Raw genomic sequence first — 19,603 nt, 5'->3', positions numbered from 1 at the left:
GTCGTCTGAGACACATTACTCTGTTCCTTGTTCTGTTTTTTTTTTTTTCAAGCAGAAGACGGGCTAAGGAGTTTCTGCCTGGTCTGTGGGGTCGGAGATGGGTATAAGGGACAGCCCGAACACCGTCCCCCGGACACCGACGCCTCGAACACCGGCGCCTAGACACCGGCGCCTAGAACACCGGCGTACCGCCGCGCGTCAGCTTCCAGTCCACCGACGCGAAGTCCCTCGGGTCCAGCACACCCTTCGCCGTCGCCCACTCGGAGATCCGCGTCCGGATCTCCGTCGACTCCGCCCACAGCTCCTGCGCCGCCGCCACGTGCGGGAACGCGCCACCGCCGTTGGCCCGGTAGTTGTTCACCGCCAGCACGAACTGCTGGGCATCGTCCAGCGCCACCCCGCCGTACGTCAGGTTCCTGATCCGCGACCCCGCCGCCTGCGCGATGTCGATGTCGTACGACAGCCCCGACACATAGTCGTAGTTGTAGTCCGGACGGCCACCGGCGTTCGTCAGCTTCGCCACGTCCACCACCGCGTCCGGCGCCGTCTGCACGAAGTACTCCGCCGAGTACTCCAGGTACGCCCGCAGCTGCGCGCCCGTCATCAGCTTCGCGACCAGCGTGTTGTCGTACACGTACAGGCTCGACAGGTCCCGGATCGTCACCTCGCCGGCCGGGATCTCCGAGGTCCGCGAGAACGGCGAGGCCTGCGCGATCACCGGCAGCGACGCGTACGACGTGCCCGCCAGAGCCGCCTTCACCACGTCCTCCTGGACCTTGGTGATCAGGTCGATGATCGGCGCGTCCTTGTAGCGGGCGTCGACCGTCGTCAGCGTCTCGGTCGCGGTGCCGACCACCTGGTTGACGTACGCGACGACCTTGGCGTGCTCGTCGGACAGCAGCTTGGTGATCTTCGGGTCGTCGGCGACCGTGTTGGAGTTCACCACCGACGCCGCCACCGACTCCACAGTCCAGCGGCCCCTGGCGAAGACCAGCTCGATGTCGAACAGCGACAGCCGCTCCGCGTAGGCCAGCGGCTCCGACAGCACGACCGTCTTCCCGGTCTTCGCGTTGACGACCTTCAGCTCCGGAATCTCCACGTGCGCGTGCCCGACCAGGATCGCGTCGATCCCCGGCACCTGCTGCGCCACCAGTGCCGCCGAGTTCTCGACGTACGGCAGCTGGTCACCGTACGACGACGTGCCCGAGGAGCCCGAGTGCGCCGACACCACGACGACGTCCGCGCCCATCGACCGCAGCTTCGGCACCCACTTCGCCGCCTGCTCCTCCAGGCCCGGGAAGGTCAGCTTCCCCTGCACGTACGCCTTGTCCCAGATCGCGATACCCGGGTTGGTCAGACCCAGCACCGCCACCTTCACCGGCGGCGCGCCCTTCACACAGAACGTCTTCATGAAGTACGGCGGGAAGGCCGGCTTCAGCGTCTTGGCGTCCAGCGCGTTGGCGCCCAGGAGCGGGAAGTCGCACTGCTCCTCGAACTTGCGGAGCGTCTCGATGCCGTAGTTGAACTCGTGGTTGCCCAGCGCCACCGCGTCGTAGCCGATCGCGTTCATCGCCTGCGCCATCGGGTGCACCGGGCCGCCCTTGGCGGTGATCGGGTCCACCTTGGCGTAGTAGTACGTCAGCGGGGTGCCCTGGATGGTGTCACCGGCGTCCAGGAGCAGCGTGTTCTCCCGGCCCTTCTCGGCGCGGACCTGGTTCACCAGGGTCGAGATGCGGGCCAGACCCTGCGCGTTGCCCTGGGCGTCCGTGTACTCGGCGTCCTTGAAGTAGTCCCAGTTGAAGACGTGCCCGTGCAGGTCCGTCGTGCCCAGCACGGTCAGCGAGTACCGCTTGGCCGGCCTGGCCGGCTTGCCAGGCACCGCCGCCTGCGCCGCCGGCGCCGCGACCGCGCCGGCGATCGCCACCCCCGCCCCGGTCACGGCGGACTTCTTCAGGAACTTCCGGCGGTTCAACGGCATGCTGTGCTCCTCGGGAACGACCAATGACGCGCGTAGACATGGGACGCGCACGAGCAAGGGACGCGCGCAGACAACGCGCGTAGATTCTGACCCGACCATGGCAAACGGCAACAGCCCCCAGAGGTTTCGATCTGGTGACCGGAGCTGTGCGATATCGCGTCCATACCGAGGTAAGGCCTGCCAGAGTGGGGCGTATGGCCACGCCCGCCGCCCACGGCACCCCCGACGTCCCCCTCCTCGTCGTCCGCGGCGAGACCGCCATCGAAGTGGACCCCGACCTCGCCCGCCTCGGCATCACCGTCACCGCCCGCGGCCGTGACCGCCGCACCACCCTCGACGACCTCACCCGCCGCAACACCGAGGTCCTGGAACTGGTCAGGTCCTATGGCGAAGCCGTCACCGACCTGTCGACCGGCGCCGTCTCCGTCACCCCCGAACTGACCGAACATGGCCGCGGAGAACGCGTCCGCAGCCACCACGGCCGCGTCCACATCACCGCCGAGCTGACCGACTTCACCGCCCTCGGCGAACTCACCACCCGCCTCGCCGACCTCGACCTCACCCGGATCGACGGACCCTGGTGGGAACTGCGCCCGGACTCACCGGCCCACCGCGAGGTCCGGCAGCGGGCGGTACGGGACGCGGTACGGCGTGCGCACGAGTACGCCGAGGCGCTGGGCACCTCGGTGGCCGCCCTCGTCGAGCTGGCCGACCTGGGCACCGAATCCATGGCCGGCCGCCCACGGCCCGGCTTCGGCCGCCGGGCCATACGGATGTCCGCCGCCGCCACCGAGGACGCACCGCCCGAGCCCCTCGACCTCGAACCGCAGCGGATCCGCCTGCGCGCCGAAGTGAAAGCGCAATTCACGATGGTCCCGCCGCACCTGTGAATTCACCCGTTCGAGGAATACAGGCAGCCGAACAAATGCTCATCGGAGCAGCCGGCCGCACAATTCAGCACTTGTCAACCACCCCTCACTCAAAGGTTGTTGAGCCGCCATGTCACCCCAATCCACTACCGCTCGGTAAGTAATAGGCTCAACTCATGCGCCGAGCGAAAATCGTCTGCACACTGGGCCCCGCCACCGACTCCTACGACCGGATCGCATCCCTGGTCGAAGCCGGAATGGACGTCGCCCGCTTCAACCTCAGCCACGGCGGCCACGCCGAGCACGAGGAGCGATACCACCACGTACGCAAGGCCTCCGACGAGAGCGGCCGCAGCGTCGGCACCCTCGCCGACCTCCAAGGTCCGAAGATCCGACTCGGCCACTTCGCGGAAGGCCCCGTACTCCTCGAACGCGGCGACACCTTCACCATCACCGTCGAGGAAGGCGTCGCGGGCGACCGCCGGATCTGCGGAACGACGTACGCCGGACTCGCCGAGGACGTCTCCGCCGGCGAGCGCGTCCTCGTCGACGACGGCAAGGTATGCCTCCAGGTCACCGACGTCGACGGCCCACGCGTCCACACCCGTGTCCTCGAAGGCGGCATCATCTCCGACCACAAGGGCCTCAACCTGCCCGGAGTCGCCGTCTCGGTCCCCGCCCTCTCCAAGAAGGACGAGGAAGACCTCCGCTGGGCCGTGCGCACCGGATTCGACGTCATCGCCCTCTCCTTCGTCCGCGGCGGCCGCGACATCCTCGACGTCCACCGGATCATGGACGAGGAAGGCCGCCGACTGCCCGTCATCGCCAAGATCGAGAAGCCGCAGGCGGTCGAGAACATCGACGACATCGTCGCCGCCTTCGACGGCATCATGATCGCCCGCGGCGACCTCGGCGTCGAGATGCCCCTGGAACAGGTCCCGATCGTCCAGAAGCGCGCCATCAAGCTGGCCAGGCGCAACGCCAAGCCGGTGATCGTCGCCACCCAGATGCTCGACTCGATGATCGAGAACTCGCGCCCCACCAGGGCGGAGGCGAGCGATGTGGCGAACGCGGTCATCGACGGCACCGACGCGGTGATGCTCTCCGGCGAGACCGGCGTCGGCAGGTACGCGGCGGAGACCGTCCACACCATGGCGAAGATCGTCGAGGCGGCCGAGGAGGACATCCTCGCGGCCGGCCTCCCACCCCTCACCGAACGCAACAAGCCCCGCACCCAGGGCGGCGCGGTCGCCAGGGCGGCCGCGGAGATCGGCGACTTCCTGGGCGCCAAGTTCCTCGTCGCCTTCACCCAGTCCGGCGACACCGCCCGCCGCCTCTCCCGCTACCGCTCCCCGATCCCCCTCCTCGCCTTCACCCCGCAACCGGCGACCCGCTCCCAGCTCAACCTGAGCTGGGGCGTGGAGACCTTCCTGGGCCCGCAGGTGGACTCGACCGACGCGATGGTCGACCAGGTCGACGAACTGCTTCTGGAATACGGCCGCTGCCAGAAAGGCGACACGGTGGTGATCACCGCCGGTTCACCCCCCGGAGTCTCCGGCTCCACGAATCTCGTCCGCGTCCACCACATCGCGGAGGACGACCGGCCCGAATAGGGGAACGGGGCACGGAGTGCCTTCCGCCGGGAAATGCGAAAGCGGATGTTCACCAGACGGGAACATCCGCTTCTTTTTAACCACCTTGAAAACCAAGGAAAAGTACCCCGGGTCGGATTCGAACCGACGCTGTATGGTGTTTGAGACCATTGCCTCTACCGCTGGGCTACCGGGGCCCCCTTTAAAACCAAGGTCGACGGCAACCCGCCGTGACCCCACCTTACCGCAGCTGGGTAGGCTCTTGTCAGCTGCACCCCTGCCCTGAACAAGGAGCCCCAGTGACCGCCCCCGAGTCGCCCCAGCCCGTAGACGCGCCCGACGACGACAAGTCGCACGTGCCTCCGCTGACGACCCGTGTCGTCATCGCCGAGGACGAGGCGCTGATCCGCCTCGACCTCAAAGAGATGCTGGAGGAGGAGGGCTACTCCGTCGTCGGCGAGGCCGGTGACGGAGAGCAGGCCGTCGAGCTCGCCCGTGAGCACAAGCCGGACCTGGTGATCCTCGACGTCAAGATGCCCAAGCTGGACGGCATCTCCGCCGCGGAGAAGATCGCCGAGGAGCGCATCGCGCCGGTCCTCATGTTGACCGCCTTCTCGCAGCGCGATCTCGTCGAGCGCGCCCGCGACGCCGGCGCGATGGCCTACCTGGTGAAGCCGTTCAGCAAGAGCGACGTCGTCCCGGCGATCGAGATGGCCGTCTCCCGCTTCACGGAGCTGCGCGAGCTGGAGAACGAGGTCGCGGACCTCACCCTGCGCCTGGAGACCCGCAAGCTGGTCGACCGGGCGAAGTCGGTCCTGCAGACCGAGTACGGACTGACCGAGCCGGCCGCGTTCCGGTGGATCCAGAAGACGTCCATGGACCGGCGGATGTCCATGCAGCAGGTGGCTGAGGCCGTGATCCAGGACGCCGACGAGAAGAAGGCGTCGAAGGGCCAGTAGCCGACGCCCGTCCCGTGGACCTACGACGAGGCCCGCGCCCCCAGTTCGATCCGGGGACGCGGGCCTCGTCGTGTGGGCGGGGTTGGGGATCAGTCCTCGCCGAGGTACGCCTTGCGGACGGACTCGTCGTGCAGGAGGTCCCGGCCCGTGCCCGAGAGCACGATCTTGCCGATCTCCATGACATGACCGTGGTCGGCCAGCGACAGGGCCGCCTGGGCGTTCTGCTCGACGAGCAGGATCGTGGTGCCCTGGGCCCTCAGCTCGACGATGGTCGCCATGATCTTCTGCATCATGATCGGGGACAGACCCATGGACGGCTCGTCCAGCATCAGCAGCTTCGGCTGGGACATGAGCGCGCGGCCCATCGCCAGCATCTGCTGCTCACCGCCGGAGAGGGTGCCCGCGGCCTGCTTGCGACGTTCGCCCAGGATGGCGAAGAGGTCGTAGGCGCGCTGGATGTCCTTCTCGATGCCCGCCTTGTCGTTGCGCAGGAACGCGCCGAGCCGCAGGTTGTCCTCGATCGTCATGCGCGGGAAGATGTGCCGCCCCTCGGGGGAGTGGGCGAGTCCGAGCGAGACGATGTCGTGGGCGGGGATCTTCTTCAGCGAGCGGCCGTTGAACCTGATCTGGCCGCCGACCGGCTTGAGCAGGCCGGACAGGGTGCGCAGGGTGGTGGTCTTGCCGGCGCCGTTGGTGCCGATCAGGGTGACGACCTCGCCGGCGTCGACCTTGAAGGAGATGCCCTTGACGGCTTCGATCTTGCCGTAGGCGACTCGGAGGTCCTCGACTTCGAGCAGTGCGGTCATCGGTCGTTCTCCTTGCCGGGCGCGGCGTCCGTCGTGGTCTCGGCCTGGGCCTCGGCGGCCTCGACCTCGGCGACCTCCTCGGCGCCGGGCGCTCCCTCGAAGGGCTCGCCGAGGTAGGCGGCGATGACGCGCTCGTCGCCCTGGACGGTGGCGCTGTCGCCCTCGAGGAGCTTCTCGCCCTGGACGAGGACGGCGACGCGGTCGCACAGGTTGAAGATGAATCGCATGTCGTGCTCGATGACCAGGATGGCGATGCCCTGGTCGCGGATGGCGAAGACGAGTTCCTCGGTCACCCGCGTCTCCTGCGGGTTCATGCCGGCCGTCGGCTCGTCGAGGAGCAGCAGGTCGGGCTCGCTGGCCAGGGCGCGGGCGATCTCCAGCTTGCGCTGTTCGCCGTAGGGGAGGTTGCGGGCGAGGTGGTCGGCCTTCTTGGCGAGGCCGACGAACTCCAGGAGTTCCATGGCGCGTTCGCGGGAGGCGGCTTCGGCCTTGTGGAAGCCGGGGCCGCGCAGGATGGCGGACCAGAAGCCTTCCTTGGTGCGGGTGTGGCGGCCGACGAGTACGTTCTCCAGGACCGTCATGTTGGCGAACAGCCGGATGTTCTGGAAGGTGCGGGCGATGCCGGCGGCGGTCACCTTGAAGGACTGGGGCGGCAGGACCTTGTCCTTGAAGCGGACCTCTCCCTCGGTGGGGATGTAGAGGCCGGTGAGGCAGTTGAAGAAGGTGGTCTTGCCGGCGCCGTTGGGGCCGATCAGGCCGACGATCTCGCCGCGGTTGACGGTGAGGTTCACGTCGTTGACGGCGGTGAGGCCGCCGAAGCGCATGGTCACACCGCGGGCGTCGAGGACGGTCTCGCCGACAGGGGCCGTCTTGGTGGTGGTGTCGGTGGTGGTCATCGTGGTCAGGCCCCTGCCTTCGGGAGGACGGTGGGTGCTTCCGCGTCCTCGTGGAACTCGAGCTGGCGGCGCCGGTTGGGGATGAGGCCCTCTGGGCGGAAGCGCATCAGCAGGATGAGTGCGAGACCGAAGGCGAGGAGCTGGTAGTCGCCGAGGAACTGGAGCTTGTTGGGGATGAGGAAGAGCAGTGCCGCGCCGATGAGGGGTCCGCTGATGGTGCCCATGCCGCCGAGGACGACGGCGGCGAGGAGGAAGGCGGAGTTGGGCGGGATGGGACCGGCGAAGAGGTACTGCTCGGGGGTCACGGTGTAGGTGACGTGGGCCTGGACGGTGCCGGCCAGGCCGGCCAGCGAGGCGCCGAGGGCGAAGGCGATGAGCTTGACGCGGAAGCCGTTGATGCCCATGGCGAGGGCGGCGGTCTCGTCCTCGCGGATGGCGACCCAGGCGCGGCCGATGCGGGAGTCGCCGCTGCGCCGGAAGACCAGGACGACGACGGCGGTGATGAGGAGCATCAGGAAGAAGTAGTTGGCGAACCGGCCGATGGTGAAGCCGGCGATGGCGTGCTCGGCTCCGAAGTCGAACCCGAGGATGTTGAGGTTCGGGATGGAGGAGATGCCGTTGGAACCGTTGGTGATGTCGGGACCGGAGGTGCCGTCGAGGTTGTTGGCGGTGATGCGGAAGATCTCGCCGAAGCCGAGGGTGACGATGGCGAGGTAGTCGCCGCGCAGTCGGAGGGTGGGGGCGCCGATGAGGACGCCGAAGACGAGCGAGGCGCCGGCGCCGACGAGTACGGCGGCCCAGAAGGGGAACTGCACGTCGAAGGGCGAGTTGGGGGAGCCGGAGACCATGGCGGCGGCGTAGGCGCCGACGCCGAGGAAGGCGACGTATCCGAGGTCGAGGAGGCCGGCGAGGCCGACGACGATGTTGAGGCCGAGGGCGACGGTGCCGAAGATCAGGATGTAGACGCCGACGGTGGCGTACTGGTCGTCGGTCTGGGTGAAGGGGAACATCGCCGCCGCGACGAAGGCGCCGCAGATGGTGATGTTCTGGTGCCGGGCGGTGATCTGGGAGGCCTGGCTGATCAGTCCGGACTTGTTGAGTGCGGCGAAGCCGAAGCCGGCCGTGATCAGGAAGCCGATGAAGAGTTCGTCGTACTCGGTGCCGATGCCGTAGGTGAAGACGGTGAGGCCGATGCCGAGGACGGCGACGATGATCAGGATCTCGGCGTAGGAGGGCAGGGTGCCGATCGGGCGGGCGGTGCCGCCGGCGAAGGCTGCCTTGGTGATGTCCCGGCCGGCGCGCAGGCGGTGGCGGAACAGTTCCCAGCCGGTGTCGTCCGGGTCGTACGGTTCGGGCTCGGGCCGCTCGAAGGGGAGGGCGAGTGCGCCGAGGAGCGCGGCCAGTGAGGCGGTGGCGGCGATGAAGCCGCCGGGCTCCAGGTTGACGACGCCGCCGAGGTCGGCGGTGATCGCCAGGACCGTGTACCAGACGGTGGCGAAGGTGGCGAGGGCGGCGAACTTGATCGCGCCGTCGGCGCCGGCCGGGGTGAGCCAGCGCAGCCCCTTCACGCCGTAGGAGGACAGGCACAGCAGGGTGGTGAGGGCGCCGCCGATGAGGGCGAGGACCTGGAGGCCGCCGGGGTAGCCGTAGACGGTGAGGTCGCCGGGGAAGGCGGACGTCCAGGTCCAGGCGAGGAAGGCCGAGACGACGGTGAGGGCGCCGCCGCCGGTGGCGAGGGCGCGGCCGAGGTGCGGCGGGATGCCGATGAGGCCGGTGGCCGTCTTGGAGGCGGGGGTGCCCGGGATCCCGGGTGCGGTGGTCTGTGTGGTCATCGGTGTCACGCCCTGTCCGCGACGCGCTCGCCGAGCAGGCCCTGTGGCCTGAACAGCAGTACGAGGATGAGAAGTACGAAGGCCCAGACGTCGGCCCAGGACTGGCTGCCGAACTGGTCCATGCCGGGGATGTCGGCGATGTAGGCGGTGGCGAGGGTTTCGGCGATGCCGAGGACGACGCCGCCGATCATGGCGCCGTAGATGTTGCCGATGCCGCCCAGGACCGCCGCGGTGAAGGCCTTGAGGCCGAGGATGAAGCCCATGCGGTAGTCGATCTGGCCGTACTTGAGGCCGTAGGCGACACCGCCGATGGCGGCGAAGGCGGCGCCGAGGGCGAAGGCGACCACGATGATGCGGTCGGTGTTGACGCCCATGAGTTTGGCGGTGTCCGGGTCCTGCGCGGTGGCCTGCATGCCGCGTCCGGTGCGGGTCTTCATGACGAAGTAGGCGAGGACGGCCATGCTGATGGGGGCGGCGGAGAGCAGGAAGACGTCACCGGTCTGGATCGTGACGTCGCCGATGTGGAAGGGGCCGCCCTCGATCTGGGGGAAGGTGCGGGCCGACTTGGCCTCCGGGTACCAGGCCCAGACCGCCTGCTGCAGGGCCAGGGAGAGGCCGATGGCGGTGATGAGGGGGGCGAGGCGGGGGGCGCCGCGCAGGGGCCGGTAGGCGAATCGTTCCGCTCCGACGGCGACCAGTGAGGCGACCAGCATGGCGCCGATGAGCATGAGCGGCAGGGCGATCCACATGGTCGTGCCGTTGGGCAGCACCCAGAGGTAGACGGAGAGAGCCCCGAAAGCGCCCGTCATGAAGATCTCGCCGTGGGCGAAGTTGATGAGCTGGACGATGCCGTAGACCATCGTGTAGCCAATGGCGACCAGCCCGTACATGGATCCCAGTAGCAGGCCGTTGACCAGCTGCTGCGGCAGTTCGTTCACCGCATGTCCTCCGAGACGTTCGGATGATTTCGACGGATGTGTCCGGATGTGAGTCCGCGCGGGGCGCCAGTGGAACAGCGCCCCGCGCGGCTCATGTGATGCGGGTGGGTCAGCCGGTGTAGGTGCCGGACTTGACCGACTTCCAGGCACCGTTCTCGACGGCGTACACGGTGAGCTGCTTGTTGGTGGCGTCACCGAACTCGTCGAAGGCGACCTTGCCGGTCACACCGTCGAAGGAGACGTTCTGCATGGCGGCGGTGACCTTGGCGCGGGCGTCGTCCGGAAGCTTGCCGTCGTTGTCCTCGACGACCTTCTTCACGGCCTCGATGATCGCCCAGGCCGAGTCGTAGGAGTAGCCGCCGTAGGCCTCGAAGGCCTCCTTGTAGTTCTCGGCCTTGTAGTTGGCCACGAACTCCTTGGCGGAGGGCAGCTCCTCGACCGGCGCGCCGACCGAGGTGGCCAGGTCGCCGGCGGCGCTGGCGCCGGCCAGCTTGATGAAGTCGGCGCTGTAGATGCCGTCACCGCCGACCACCGGGATCTTGGCGCCCGCGGCCTTGATCTGCTTGCTCAGCGGACCGGCCTGCGGGTACTCGCCGCCGTAGTAGACGACGTCGGCGCCGGAGTTCTTGACCTTCGTGGCGATGGCCGAGAAGTCCTTGCTGTCCGGGTTGATGTGCTCGGTGCCCGCGACCGCGCCGCCGAGCTTCTTGAACTCCGCGGTGAAGGTGGCGGCCAGGCCGGCGCCGTAGGTCTTCTTGTCGTCGATGACGAAGACCTTCTTCTTCTTCGCATCGTTGAACAGGTACTGGGCGGCGAACGGGCCCTGGATGGCGTCCGTGGTCGCGGTGCGGAAGTACGAGGTGTAGACGCGCTTCTTCGAGTTCTGCCAGTCGGTGCCCTGGGTGAGCGCCGGGTTGGTGTTGGCCGGGGAGACCTCGACCAGCTTGGCGTCGTCGAAGACCTTCTGCATCGACTCGGCGACGGAGGAGTTCAGCGGGCCGACCACGCCGAGGACGGACTTGTCGGCGACCAGCTTGGTGGCGTTCTGCTGGCCCGAGGAGGGCTGCGCCTGGTCGTCGAGCGCCTCGATCTTGAAGGTGACGCCTTCGACGTACTTCTTCTTGTTGGCCGTCTTGGCGGCAAGGTCGACAGAGTTCTTGATGCCGAGGCCCAGCGCGGACAGGTCGCCGGTGAGCGGGGCGTCGACGCCGATGGTGACGGTGGTGCCGCCGCTGTCGGAGCCCTTGTCGTCGCTGTCGCGCGAGCCGCAGGCAGTGAGGGTGAGTGCTCCCGCGGACAGCGCAGCGGTGATGGCGATAAGCGAACGTTGACGCACGTTCCAGTCCTTTCCCTGGGCGGCCCTCCCCCCTGGAAGAGGCCGAGTCGAGCGCTGGGGCCGAAGGGGTATTTCAGCTGCGCGGTGACTGGCCGTGACTCTAAACGGGTGAAGGTAACGCGGAGGAGGCTCTGGCCCATGATGTGACTCTCTTGTTATGACACGAGGTAATGCAGAGCGGTACTGAGGGGGTGGAACCGTGGAATTCAGGCCGATTCGCCCTGTCCGCATGCTGAGAATCCGCAGGACGGACCCAGATCGTTCCAGGTGTCTCAAGCGTTTTGGTGATGACCGGATTCGTTGCTACAGGCGACTTGTAGGGCCTGGGAGAGGTCCTGGGCGTAGCGGGAGCCAAGGATGAAACTGTGGTCCTGTATTGCGCGTGCATTACGCAGAGTTACATCCAGGAAAGGCAGTCCGGCATCCGCCGGCACATTTCCGCAATCCGCCACATGCATCGTGATGACGATCTTGCGTGCGGAACCCGCTGCTGTCCGGAACGGCGCCCGCGGCGCCGACGTCAGAACGATCCCGGCGTACGGCTGCGCCAGCCGCGTCGTCGTGACCGGCGGACCCGACTCCACACTGAGCAGCAGCTCCAGCGCGAACGTCCGCGGCCGTGTGCCCGGCGGCACCGGGAGCGGCCCCAGGTAGCCGACGTCGACGACCTGGGACGGGAACGGCGGCTCCGGCGCGGCCTGTTGGCGGTCCTGCGGCCGGGTCGCCCAGAGCAGCCCGCCGGCGGTCAGGAGGAGGACGGCCGTCAGCGCCCCGAGCACGGCGCGACGGTGCCGCCCCTGGAACAGGGCCGGCGAGCGGCGCCGAACGCGTCTGGCGGGGGCGTCCTCGGCCTCCCACGCGCGCGTGCCCTCGCCCGGCTCGACGGGGCCGACTCCGCCGCTCACTGCCACGGACCCTCGTCCGGGCCGCCGGAGCGGTACCGGGCCGCACAGCCCTGGCGCGACTGACGGTCGATCAGCTCGTCCGCGGCACCGGCGCCTTCGCGCTTCTTCGCCGCCCGCGCGTCGTCCACGACCGACCGCAGGATGTCGTACTGGCCGTTGGACAGCCCCATCGACTGGTAGTCCCCGTACGTGCCCCCGTCCAGCACCTCACGCGACCAGTGGGCGACGATCCGGGCGCACAGCACCTCCGGGGGCGTGGCGGAGGGCGACGCGTTGCTCGCGGCCCCCGCGCCGCCGGAACCGGCGCAGGCCGTCACCAGGACGCCCGCCCCGAGGGCCGTTCCCAGCCGTCGTGCGGCGCCGGGCCATCGCGGCGTTCGCAGCCGCGTGGCGCCGGGCCGCCGTGCCGTTCGCATTCGGCGCGTGGCGCCGGGTCGTCGTCCCGGTCTCGGCCGTCGTCCCGGTCTCGGCCGTCGTGCGGCGCCCGGCCGCCGTGCCGTGCGGGGCTGTCGTGCCGTGCGGGGCCGTCGCGCGGCACCCGGCCAGAGGGGCCCTCCCGTTGCCATGACCCGACGCTAGGCCGCGGAGGTGCCGGCGGGCAACGGGGGAGCGGTGGCCGCCGAGCCGGGCAGAGGCCGGGGGAGGGGTTTCCAGGTTTCTACGGGTTCAGCTCGCGGCGGGCGCGGCGTCGCCCGGGTTCACCTCCCGCAGCAGACACGTCAGCCGCGCCGTGCACACCCGCTTCCCCGCCTCGTCGCTGATCACGATCTCGTACGTCGCCGTGGACCGGCCCCGGTGCACGGGCGTGGCCACGCCGGTGACCAGGCCGGAGCGGGCGCCGCGGTGGTGGGTGCAGTTCAGGTCGACGCCGACGGCGAGCTTGGAACTGCCGCCGTGCAGCATCGCGCCGACCGAACCGAGCGTCTCCGCGAGCACCGCCGAGGCACCGCCGTGCAGCAGCCCGTAGGGCTGGGTGTTGCCCTCGACCGGCATCGTGCCGACGACCCGCTCCGCGGACGCCTCGACGATCTGCACCCCCATGCGTGTGCCCAGGTGCCCGGCGGAGAAGAGGGCGCGCAGGTCGACGCCGAGCGCCGCGTACTCGTCGATGACCTCTTGCGGGAACTTCACGTGCTGCTGCTCGCCCATCGGGACCTGCTCCGTTCGTCGTGACAGTGGCGTGACCGGGACGGTGACCATGACGGTGGCCGTGACCGGGACGGTGGCCTGACCGGGAGGGTGGCCGTGCCGCCTGAGCAAACGCTCAGTCGGTCGCCGATTGTTCCAGACGGACCACGACGGACTTGCTGGCCGGGGTGTTACTGGTGTCAGCGGTGGCGTCCAGCGGCACCAGGACGTTGGTCTCCGGGTAGTACGCCGCCGCGCAGCCCCGCGCCGTCGGGTAGAGCACCACCCGGAAGCCGGGCGCCCGCCGCTCCACCCCGTCCCGCCACTCGCTCACCAGATCCACGTACGAACCGTCGGCCAGGCCGAGCGTGCCGGCGTCCTGCGGGTTGACGAGGACGACCCGGCGGCCGTTCCTGATGCCCCGGTAGCGGTCGTCCAGACCGTAGATCGTGGTGTTGTACTGGTCGTGCGAGCGCAGCGTCTGCAACAGCAGGCGACCGGCGGGCAGTTCCGGGAACTCGACCGGCGCGGCCGTGAAGTTGGCCTTGCCGGTGGCCGTGGGGAAGCGGCGCTCGTCGCGCGGGGCGTGCGGCAGTGTGAAGCCGCCCGGGTGTGCCACGCGCGCGTTGAAGTCCTCGAAACCGGGGATCACGCGCGCGATGCGGTCGCGGATCGTCGCGTAGTCCTTCTCGAACTCCTCCCACGGCACCCGGCTGTCCGCGCCCAGCACCCGGCGTGCCAGCCGGCACACGATGGCAGGCTCCGACAGCAGCCGCGCGCCCGCGGGCTCCAGCCGGCCCCGGGAGGCGTGCACCATGCCCATGGAGTCCTCGACGGTCACGAACTGCTCGCCGCCGCCCTGCACATCGCGCTCGGTACGGCCGAGCGTCGGCAGGATCAGGGCACGCGCGCCCGTGACGACGTGCGAGCGGTTGAGCTTCGTCGACACGTGCACCGTCAGCCGGGCCCGCCGCATCGCCGCCTCGGTGACCTCCGTGTCGGGGGAGGCCGACACGAAGTTGCCGCCCATGGCGAAGAAGACCCTCGCCTCGCCGTCCCGCAGCGCCCGGATCGCCCGTACGACGTCGAAGCCGTGCTCGCGCGGCGGGGCGAAGCCGAACTCCCGCTCCAGGGCGTCGAGGAAGGCCGGGGCCGGGCGCTCGAAGATGCCCATGGTGCGGTCGCCCTGCACGTTCGAATGACCGCGCACCGGGCACACGCCCGCGCCCGGACGGCCGATGTTGCCGCGCAGCAGCAGGAAGTTGACCACCTCGCGGATGGTCGGCACGGAGTGCTTGTGCTGGGTGAGACCCATCGCCCAGCACACGATGGTGCGCTCCGAGGCGAGCACCATGCGCAGGGCCTCCTCGATCTCCGTGCGCGTGAGACCCGTCGCGGCGAGCGTCTCGTCCCAGTCGGCGGCCCGGGCGGCCGCGGAGAACTCCTCGTAGCCGTGCGTGTGCTCGGTGACGAACTCCTCGTCGACCGCGCCCTCCGTCTCCAGGATCAGCTTGTTGAGCAGACGGAACAGAGCCTGGTCGCCGCCGATGCGGATCTGGAGGAAGAGATCCGTGAGGGCCGCGCCCTTGAGCATGCCCTGCGGGGTCTGCGGGTTCTTGAAGCGCTCCAGGCCCGCCTCGGGCAGCGGGTTCACGCTCACGATCCGCGCGCCGTTGGCCTTGGCCTTCTCCAGGGCGGAGAGCATGCGCGGATGGTTGGTACCCGGGTTCTGCCCGGCGACGATGATCAGGTCGGCCTTGTGGAGGTCCTCCAGCAGGACGCTTCCCTTGCCGATGCCGATCGTCTCCGTGAGGGCCGAACCGGACGACTCGTGGCACATGTTGGAGCAGTCGGGCAGGTTGTTGGTGCCCCACTCGCGCGCGAACAGCTGGTACAGGAACGCGGCCTCGTTGCTCGTACGGCCCGAGGTGTAGAACACGGCCTCGTCGGGGGAGGCCAGGTCGGCCATCTCCTCGGCGACGATGCCGAAGGCACGCTCCCAGGACACCGGCTCATAGCGCTCACCGCCCTCGGGCAGGTACATCGGGTGCGTGAGCCGCCCCTGCTGGCCCAGCCAGTAGCCGCTGCGGCCGGCCAGGTCGGCGACCGGGTGCGCGGCGAAGAACTCCGGAGTGACCCGGCGCAGGGTCGCCTCCTCGGCCACCGCCTTCGCGCCGTTCTCACAGAACTCCGCCGCGTGCCGGTGCTCCGGCTCCGGCCAGGCGCAGCCCGGACAGTCGAAGCCGTCCTTCTGATTGACGCGCAGCAGCGTCAGCGCGGTCCGCTTCACGCCCATCTGCTGCTGCGCCATCCGCAAGGTGTGCCCGATGGCCGGCAGCCCCGCCGCCGCGTGCTTCGGCTCGGCGACCTGCGGCGCGTCCTGAACGGGGTCGGCCTTGGGCGGCTTCGTTGCCATCGCGGCGCTCCTTCACTGACACGGGTGACCACTCCCACCGATCCTCGCACGCGCCACCGACAGGAAGGATGCGCGGGCGGGCGGTGGCCGGAGCACCGGTCGCGGGGGCGGTGGCCCGATACGTGACGGGCGCGCGGCGGGTTGTCGCGCGACCGGAACCCCAGCGGCGGGCCATCCGCGGCAGACCCGGTATCCGACCCGGCCGGGGTGGCGAACCTCGCGGTGGACGCCGGGCCGGGCCGGGCCCAACCCGTGCGTGGCCGCGTGGGCGGCGTTGCGGCGGGACGTCCGGGAACCCCGGTGCGCCTTGCCCGACGGGCTGCCGGCCCGGTTTCGGGGAACGGCCGGGGAGGGAAGCGGTGGCGGCGACCGGTGGCCGACCTGGCCGGGGTGGCGAACCTCGCGGTGGACGCCGGGCAGGGCCCGGCCCGTGCGTGGCCGCGTGGGCGGCGTTGCGGCGGGACGTCCGGGAACCCCGGTGCGCCTTGCCCGACGGGCTGCCGGGGCGGCAGCGGTCCCGGCGAACCTGCCGAGTCGCCGTCGCCCTCCGGTCGGGGTCCGACGGCGTCGGGCCGCTGACGGCGCTGTCCGTGCCGCCCGCGCACGCTGCCCGTGCAGTCCGTGGGCCCGCGCACGTTGCCCGAGCTGCCCGGCGCCGCCGGATCCAGCGCGGCCCGGCGGCGCTCGCGCTGCGGCGCCCGTGCGCCGGCGTTCCGTCACGCGCGCGGCAGGCGGCTCCGGGGTTCCGCGCAGCCGCCGGAGGCCCGCGTGGACCGGAGTGTCAGTGGGGCGTGGCAGGATCGGGGGCGTGGCAGAAACAGCAGCGAAGAAGACCGAGAACACCACCGGCGCCGACCGGCCCCGCCTGATGCTCATGGACGGGCACTCGCTGGCCTACCGCGCGTTCTTCGCGCTGCCCGCGGAGAACTTCACCACCGCGACCGGCCAGCCGACGAACGCGATCTACGGCTTCGCGTCGATGCTGGCGAACACCCTGCGTGATGAGGCGCCCACACACTTCGCGGTGGCCTTCGACGTCTCCCGCAAGACCTGGCGGTCCGAGGAGTTCACCGAGTACAAGGCGAACCGCTCCAAGACCCCGGACGAGTTCAAGGGCCAGGTCGAGCTGATCGGCGAGCTCCTCGACGCGATGCACGTGTCGCGGTTCGCCATCGACGGCTTCGAGGCCGACGACGTGATCGCCACGCTCGCCACCCAGGCCGAGGCCGAGGGCTTCGACGTGCTGATCGTCACCGGCGACCGCGACTCCTTCCAGCTCGTCAGCGAGCACACCACGGTGCTGTATCCCACGAAGGGCGTCTCCGAGCTGACCCGTTTCACCCCGGAGAAGGTCGTCGAGAAGTACGGCCTGACGCCCGCCCAGTACCCCGACTTCGCGGCCCTGCGCGGCGACCCGTCCGACAACCTCCCGGGCATCCCGGGCGTCGGCGAGAAGACGGCCGCGAAGTGGATCAACCAGTTCGGTTCGTTCGCCGAGCTGGTCGAGCGGGTCGACGAGGTCAAGGGCAAGGCCGGACAGAACCTCCGCGACCATCTGGAGTCCGTCAAGCTCAACCGCCGCCTGACGGAGATGGTCCGCACCGTCGAGCTGCCCGGCACGGTCCTCGGCCTGGAGCGCGCCCCGTACGACCGCACGGCCGTGGCGATGATCCTGGACACCCTGGAGATCCGGAACCCGTCGCTGCGCGAGCGGCTGCTCGCCGTCGACCCGGGCGCCCAGGAGGCCGAGACGGCCCCGGTCGTCGCACCCGGCGTCGCGCTGGACGGCACGGTCCTGGCCACGGGCGAGCTGACCGGCTGGCTCACCGAGCACGGCGGCGAGCCCCTCGGTGTGGCCACCGTGGACACCTGGGGCCTGGGCACCGGCTCGGTCGCCGAGGTCGCGCTCGCCGCGGCGGGCGGACCCGCCGCCTGGTTCGACCCGTCGGAGCTGGACGAGACCGACGAGAACACCTGGGCCGCCTGGCTGGCCGCAGAGGACCGGCCCAAGGTCCTGCACAACGTCAAGGGCGCCATGCGTGTCTTCGCCGAGCACGGCTGGAGCGTCGCCGGTGTCTCCATGGACACCGCCCTGGCCGCCTACCTGGTCAAGCCGGGCCGCCGTTCCTTCGATCTGGACGCGCTGTCGTTGGAGTACCTGGGCCGGGAGCTGGCCCCGCCGGCCGCGGCCGACGGCCAGCTCGCCTTCGGCGCGGACGACAGTGCCGAGGCCGACGCCCTGATGGTGCAGGCCCGCGCGATCCTCGACCTCGGCGATGCCTTCCGGGGCCGGCTGGAAGAGGTCGGCGCGGCCGATCTTCTCCAGGACATGGAGCTGCCCACCTCCACCCTCCTCGCCCGCCTGGAGCGACACGGCATCGCGGCCGACCGGGCCCATCTGGAGGCCATGGAGCAGATGTTCGCGGGCGCGGTCCAGCAGGCCGTGAAGGAGGCGCACGCCGCCGCCGGGCACGAGTTCAACCTGGGCTCACCCAAGCAGCTCCAGGAGGTCCTCTTCGGCGAGCTGGGCCTGCCGAAGACGAAGAAGACCAAGACCGGTTACACGACGGACGCCGACGCCCTGGCCTGGCTCGCCGCCCAGACGGACAACGAACTGCCGGTGATCATGCTCCGGCACCGTGAGCAGGCCAAGCTCCGCGTCACCGTCGAGGGCCTGATCAAGACGATCGCCGCCGACGGCCGTATCCACACCACCTTCAACCAGACGGTCGCCGCGACCGGCCGTCTGTCGTCCACGGACCCGAACCTCCAGAACATCCCGGTCCGCACGGACGAGGGCCGGGCGATCCGGCGCGGGTTCGTCGTCGGCGAGGGCTTCGAGTCGCTGATGACGGCCGACTACAGCCAGATCGAACTGCGGGTGATGGCCCACCTCTCCGAGGACGAGGGCCTCATCGAGGCGTTCACCTCCGGCGAGGACCTGCACACCACGGCCGCCTCCCAGGTCTTCGGCGTCGAGCGGGACGCCGTGGACGCGGAAATGCGCCGCAAGATCAAGGCGATGTCGTACGGACTGGCGTACGGGCTGTCGGCGTTCGGCCTGTCCCAGCAGCTGAACATCGAGGCGGGGGAGGCCCGCGCCCTGATGGACGCCTACTTCGAGCGCTTCGGCGGCGTACGGGACTATCTGCGCCGGGCGGTCGAGGAGGCGCGGGCGACGGGCTACACGGCGACGCTCTTCGGGCGCCGGCGTTACCTTCCCGACCTCAACAGCGACAACCGGCAGCGCCGTGAGGCGGCCGAGCGCATGGCGCTCAACGCGCCGATCCAGGGCACGGCGGCGGACATCGTCAAGATCGCCATGCTGAAGGTGGACGCGGCACTGCGGGAGGCCGGCCTCAGCTCCCGCATGCTCCTCCAGGTCCACGACGAAATCGTCCTGGAGATCGCCCCCGGTGAGCGGGCCGCCGTGGAGGAACTGCTGCGCCGCGAGATGGCCGGCGCGGTCCAGCTCAGGGCTCCCCTGGACGTCTCGGTGGGTTCAGGCCCCGACTGGGAGTCTGCGGCCCACTAGCCCCGGGCCGAGCCGATTGGACCCGGACAGACCCGAACAAATCCTGAGGGACCTCGCCGACACCGACGGGGTCCCTCTCCTTCTCCCTGACGCTGTCGGCGAATCCGCTGGGCGGACGCCGATTGGCAGACACAGGCCGGCAAAATGCCGGTTCTCCAGCGTGTCTCTGTCCTGGATCTGTCAATTGCTCGGGCTTGACGGGATTCGCCAACAGCACCCCTACTCCCCGCGCGGAGCCCTCGCCGCTCGGACCCGCCGCCGCTCCCTCCCGCTGCCCCCGTCACCCCCCCCGTACGTCCCCCGAAGGGCCCTCACTCGCGTGGCCCCCGAGAAGGCGCCCTAGCGGGTCCCCGCCCGCCAGGATTCGGCCATGGGTATACGCCTGCTTCCCCACCCCCCGCCCTCCCCACCCG

The 19,603-nt window shown here is 69.8% G+C and carries 14 protein-coding genes and 1 tRNA gene; 4 read left to right on the top strand and 11 right to left on the bottom strand.

Annotated elements, in window-relative coordinates; translation table 11 throughout:
- Positions 1-172: 172 nt before the first annotated feature.
- Positions 173-1,978 (bottom strand): 5'-nucleotidase C-terminal domain-containing protein, encoded by a 1,806-nt coding sequence (locus tag P1P75_RS27700; protein ID WP_319260249.1) that lies wholly within the window; start codon positions 1,976-1,978, stop codon positions 173-175.
- Between the two features lie 194 nt (positions 1,979-2,172).
- On the opposite strand from P1P75_RS27700, the gene P1P75_RS27695 reads away from it, so the two are divergent.
- Positions 2,173-2,868: an SIMPL domain-containing protein gene (locus tag P1P75_RS27695; protein ID WP_319260246.1), complete on the top strand. Its 696-nt coding sequence runs from the start codon at positions 2,173-2,175 to the stop codon at positions 2,866-2,868.
- Positions 2,869-3,023: 155 nt separating this feature from the next.
- Positions 3,024-4,460 (top strand): pyruvate kinase, encoded by a 1,437-nt coding sequence (gene pyk, locus P1P75_RS27690; RefSeq protein ID WP_319260243.1) that lies wholly within the window; start codon positions 3,024-3,026, stop codon positions 4,458-4,460.
- 103 nt (positions 4,461-4,563) lie between these two features.
- On the opposite strand, the gene P1P75_RS27685 is transcribed toward pyk, so the two are convergent.
- A tRNA-Leu gene (locus tag P1P75_RS27685) sits at positions 4,564-4,636 on the bottom strand.
- A 102-nt stretch (positions 4,637-4,738) separates the two neighbouring features.
- Between P1P75_RS27685 and P1P75_RS27680 the strand changes: the two genes are divergently transcribed.
- Positions 4,739-5,398: a response regulator gene (locus P1P75_RS27680; protein WP_319260240.1), complete on the top strand. Its 660-nt coding sequence runs from the start codon at positions 4,739-4,741 to the stop codon at positions 5,396-5,398.
- An 89-nt stretch (positions 5,399-5,487) separates the two neighbouring features.
- Here P1P75_RS27680 and P1P75_RS27675 read toward each other — a convergent pair whose 3' ends face one another.
- The 9 genes from P1P75_RS27675 to P1P75_RS27635 form a co-directional block, all read right to left on the bottom strand.
- A complete protein-coding gene (locus P1P75_RS27675; protein ID WP_319260238.1) occupies positions 5,488-6,204 on the bottom strand; it encodes an ABC transporter ATP-binding protein in 717 nt (238 codons plus the stop codon).
- The gene (locus P1P75_RS27670; RefSeq protein ID WP_319260235.1) at positions 6,201-7,100 is read right to left on the bottom strand and encodes an ABC transporter ATP-binding protein; all 900 of its coding nucleotides are present in this window, start codon (positions 7,098-7,100) and stop codon (positions 6,201-6,203) included. Before P1P75_RS27670 ends, P1P75_RS27675 begins: the two co-directional genes overlap by 4 nt.
- Positions 7,101-7,105: 5 nt before the next feature.
- Positions 7,106-8,932, bottom strand: a complete 1,827-nt coding sequence (locus P1P75_RS27665; RefSeq protein ID WP_319260232.1) for a branched-chain amino acid ABC transporter permease — start codon at positions 8,930-8,932, stop codon at positions 7,106-7,108.
- Positions 8,933-8,937: 5 nt separating this feature from the next.
- Complete coding sequence (locus P1P75_RS27660; protein ID WP_150470479.1) at positions 8,938-9,870, bottom strand: branched-chain amino acid ABC transporter permease; 933 nt, start codon at positions 9,868-9,870, stop codon at positions 8,938-8,940.
- A gap of 109 nt (positions 9,871-9,979) precedes the next feature.
- Entirely contained in the window at positions 9,980-11,206 is a 1,227-nt protein-coding gene (locus tag P1P75_RS27655; RefSeq protein WP_319260230.1) for a branched-chain amino acid ABC transporter substrate-binding protein, read from the bottom strand.
- A gap of 272 nt (positions 11,207-11,478) precedes the next feature.
- On the bottom strand, positions 11,479-11,985 hold the full coding sequence (locus P1P75_RS27650) for a Tat pathway signal sequence domain protein (RefSeq protein ID WP_319260227.1): 507 nt from the start codon (positions 11,983-11,985) through the stop codon (positions 11,479-11,481).
- A gap of 122 nt (positions 11,986-12,107) precedes the next feature.
- Positions 12,108-12,527, bottom strand: a complete 420-nt coding sequence (locus P1P75_RS27645; RefSeq protein ID WP_319260224.1) for a hypothetical protein — start codon at positions 12,525-12,527, stop codon at positions 12,108-12,110.
- 250 nt (positions 12,528-12,777) lie between these two features.
- Positions 12,778-13,260: a PaaI family thioesterase gene (locus tag P1P75_RS27640; RefSeq protein ID WP_266455379.1), complete on the bottom strand. Its 483-nt coding sequence runs from the start codon at positions 13,258-13,260 to the stop codon at positions 12,778-12,780.
- Between the two features lie 115 nt (positions 13,261-13,375).
- Positions 13,376-15,655, bottom strand: coding sequence for an FdhF/YdeP family oxidoreductase (locus P1P75_RS27635; RefSeq protein WP_319260221.1), 2,280 nt, complete (start codon positions 15,653-15,655; stop codon positions 13,376-13,378).
- Positions 15,656-16,463: 808 nt separating this feature from the next.
- On the opposite strand from P1P75_RS27635, the gene polA reads away from it, so the two are divergent.
- A complete protein-coding gene (gene polA, locus P1P75_RS27630; protein WP_319260219.1) occupies positions 16,464-19,190 on the top strand; it encodes a DNA polymerase I in 2,727 nt (908 codons plus the stop codon).
- The last annotated feature ends 413 nt before the right edge of the window (positions 19,191-19,603 follow it).

The organism is Streptomyces sp. ID05-39B, from assembly GCF_033794725.1.
In the GTDB taxonomy this organism is placed as follows: Bacteria; Actinomycetota; Actinomycetes; order Streptomycetales; family Streptomycetaceae; genus Streptomyces; species Streptomyces bobili.
This window is presented reverse-complemented; position numbering and strand designations above follow the sequence as displayed.

What these genes read in the sequence shown, in the direction of transcription:
- P1P75_RS27700 (WP_319260249.1), bottom strand. Translation starts at nt 1,978, where the DNA reads ATGCCGTTGAACCGCCGGAAGTTCCTGAAGAAGTCCGCCGTGACCGGG.
- P1P75_RS27695 (WP_319260246.1), top strand. Translation starts at nt 2,173, where the DNA reads ATGGCCACGCCCGCCGCCCACGGCACCCCCGACGTCCCCCTCCTCGTC.
- pyk (WP_319260243.1), top strand. Translation starts at nt 3,024, where the DNA reads ATGCGCCGAGCGAAAATCGTCTGCACACTGGGCCCCGCCACCGACTCC.
- P1P75_RS27675 (WP_319260238.1), bottom strand. Translation starts at nt 6,204, where the DNA reads ATGACCGCACTGCTCGAAGTCGAGGACCTCCGAGTCGCCTACGGCAAG.
- P1P75_RS27670 (WP_319260235.1), bottom strand. Translation starts at nt 7,100, where the DNA reads ATGACCACCACCGACACCACCACCAAGACGGCCCCTGTCGGCGAGACC.
- P1P75_RS27665 (WP_319260232.1), bottom strand. Translation starts at nt 8,932, where the DNA reads ATGACCACACAGACCACCGCACCCGGGATCCCGGGCACCCCCGCCTCC.
- P1P75_RS27645 (WP_319260224.1), bottom strand. Translation starts at nt 12,527, where the DNA reads ATGCGAACGGCACGGCGGCCCGGCGCCACGCGGCTGCGAACGCCGCGA.
- P1P75_RS27640 (WP_266455379.1), bottom strand. Translation starts at nt 13,260, where the DNA reads ATGGGCGAGCAGCAGCACGTGAAGTTCCCGCAAGAGGTCATCGACGAG.
- P1P75_RS27635 (WP_319260221.1), bottom strand. Translation starts at nt 15,655, where the DNA reads ATGGCAACGAAGCCGCCCAAGGCCGACCCCGTTCAGGACGCGCCGCAG.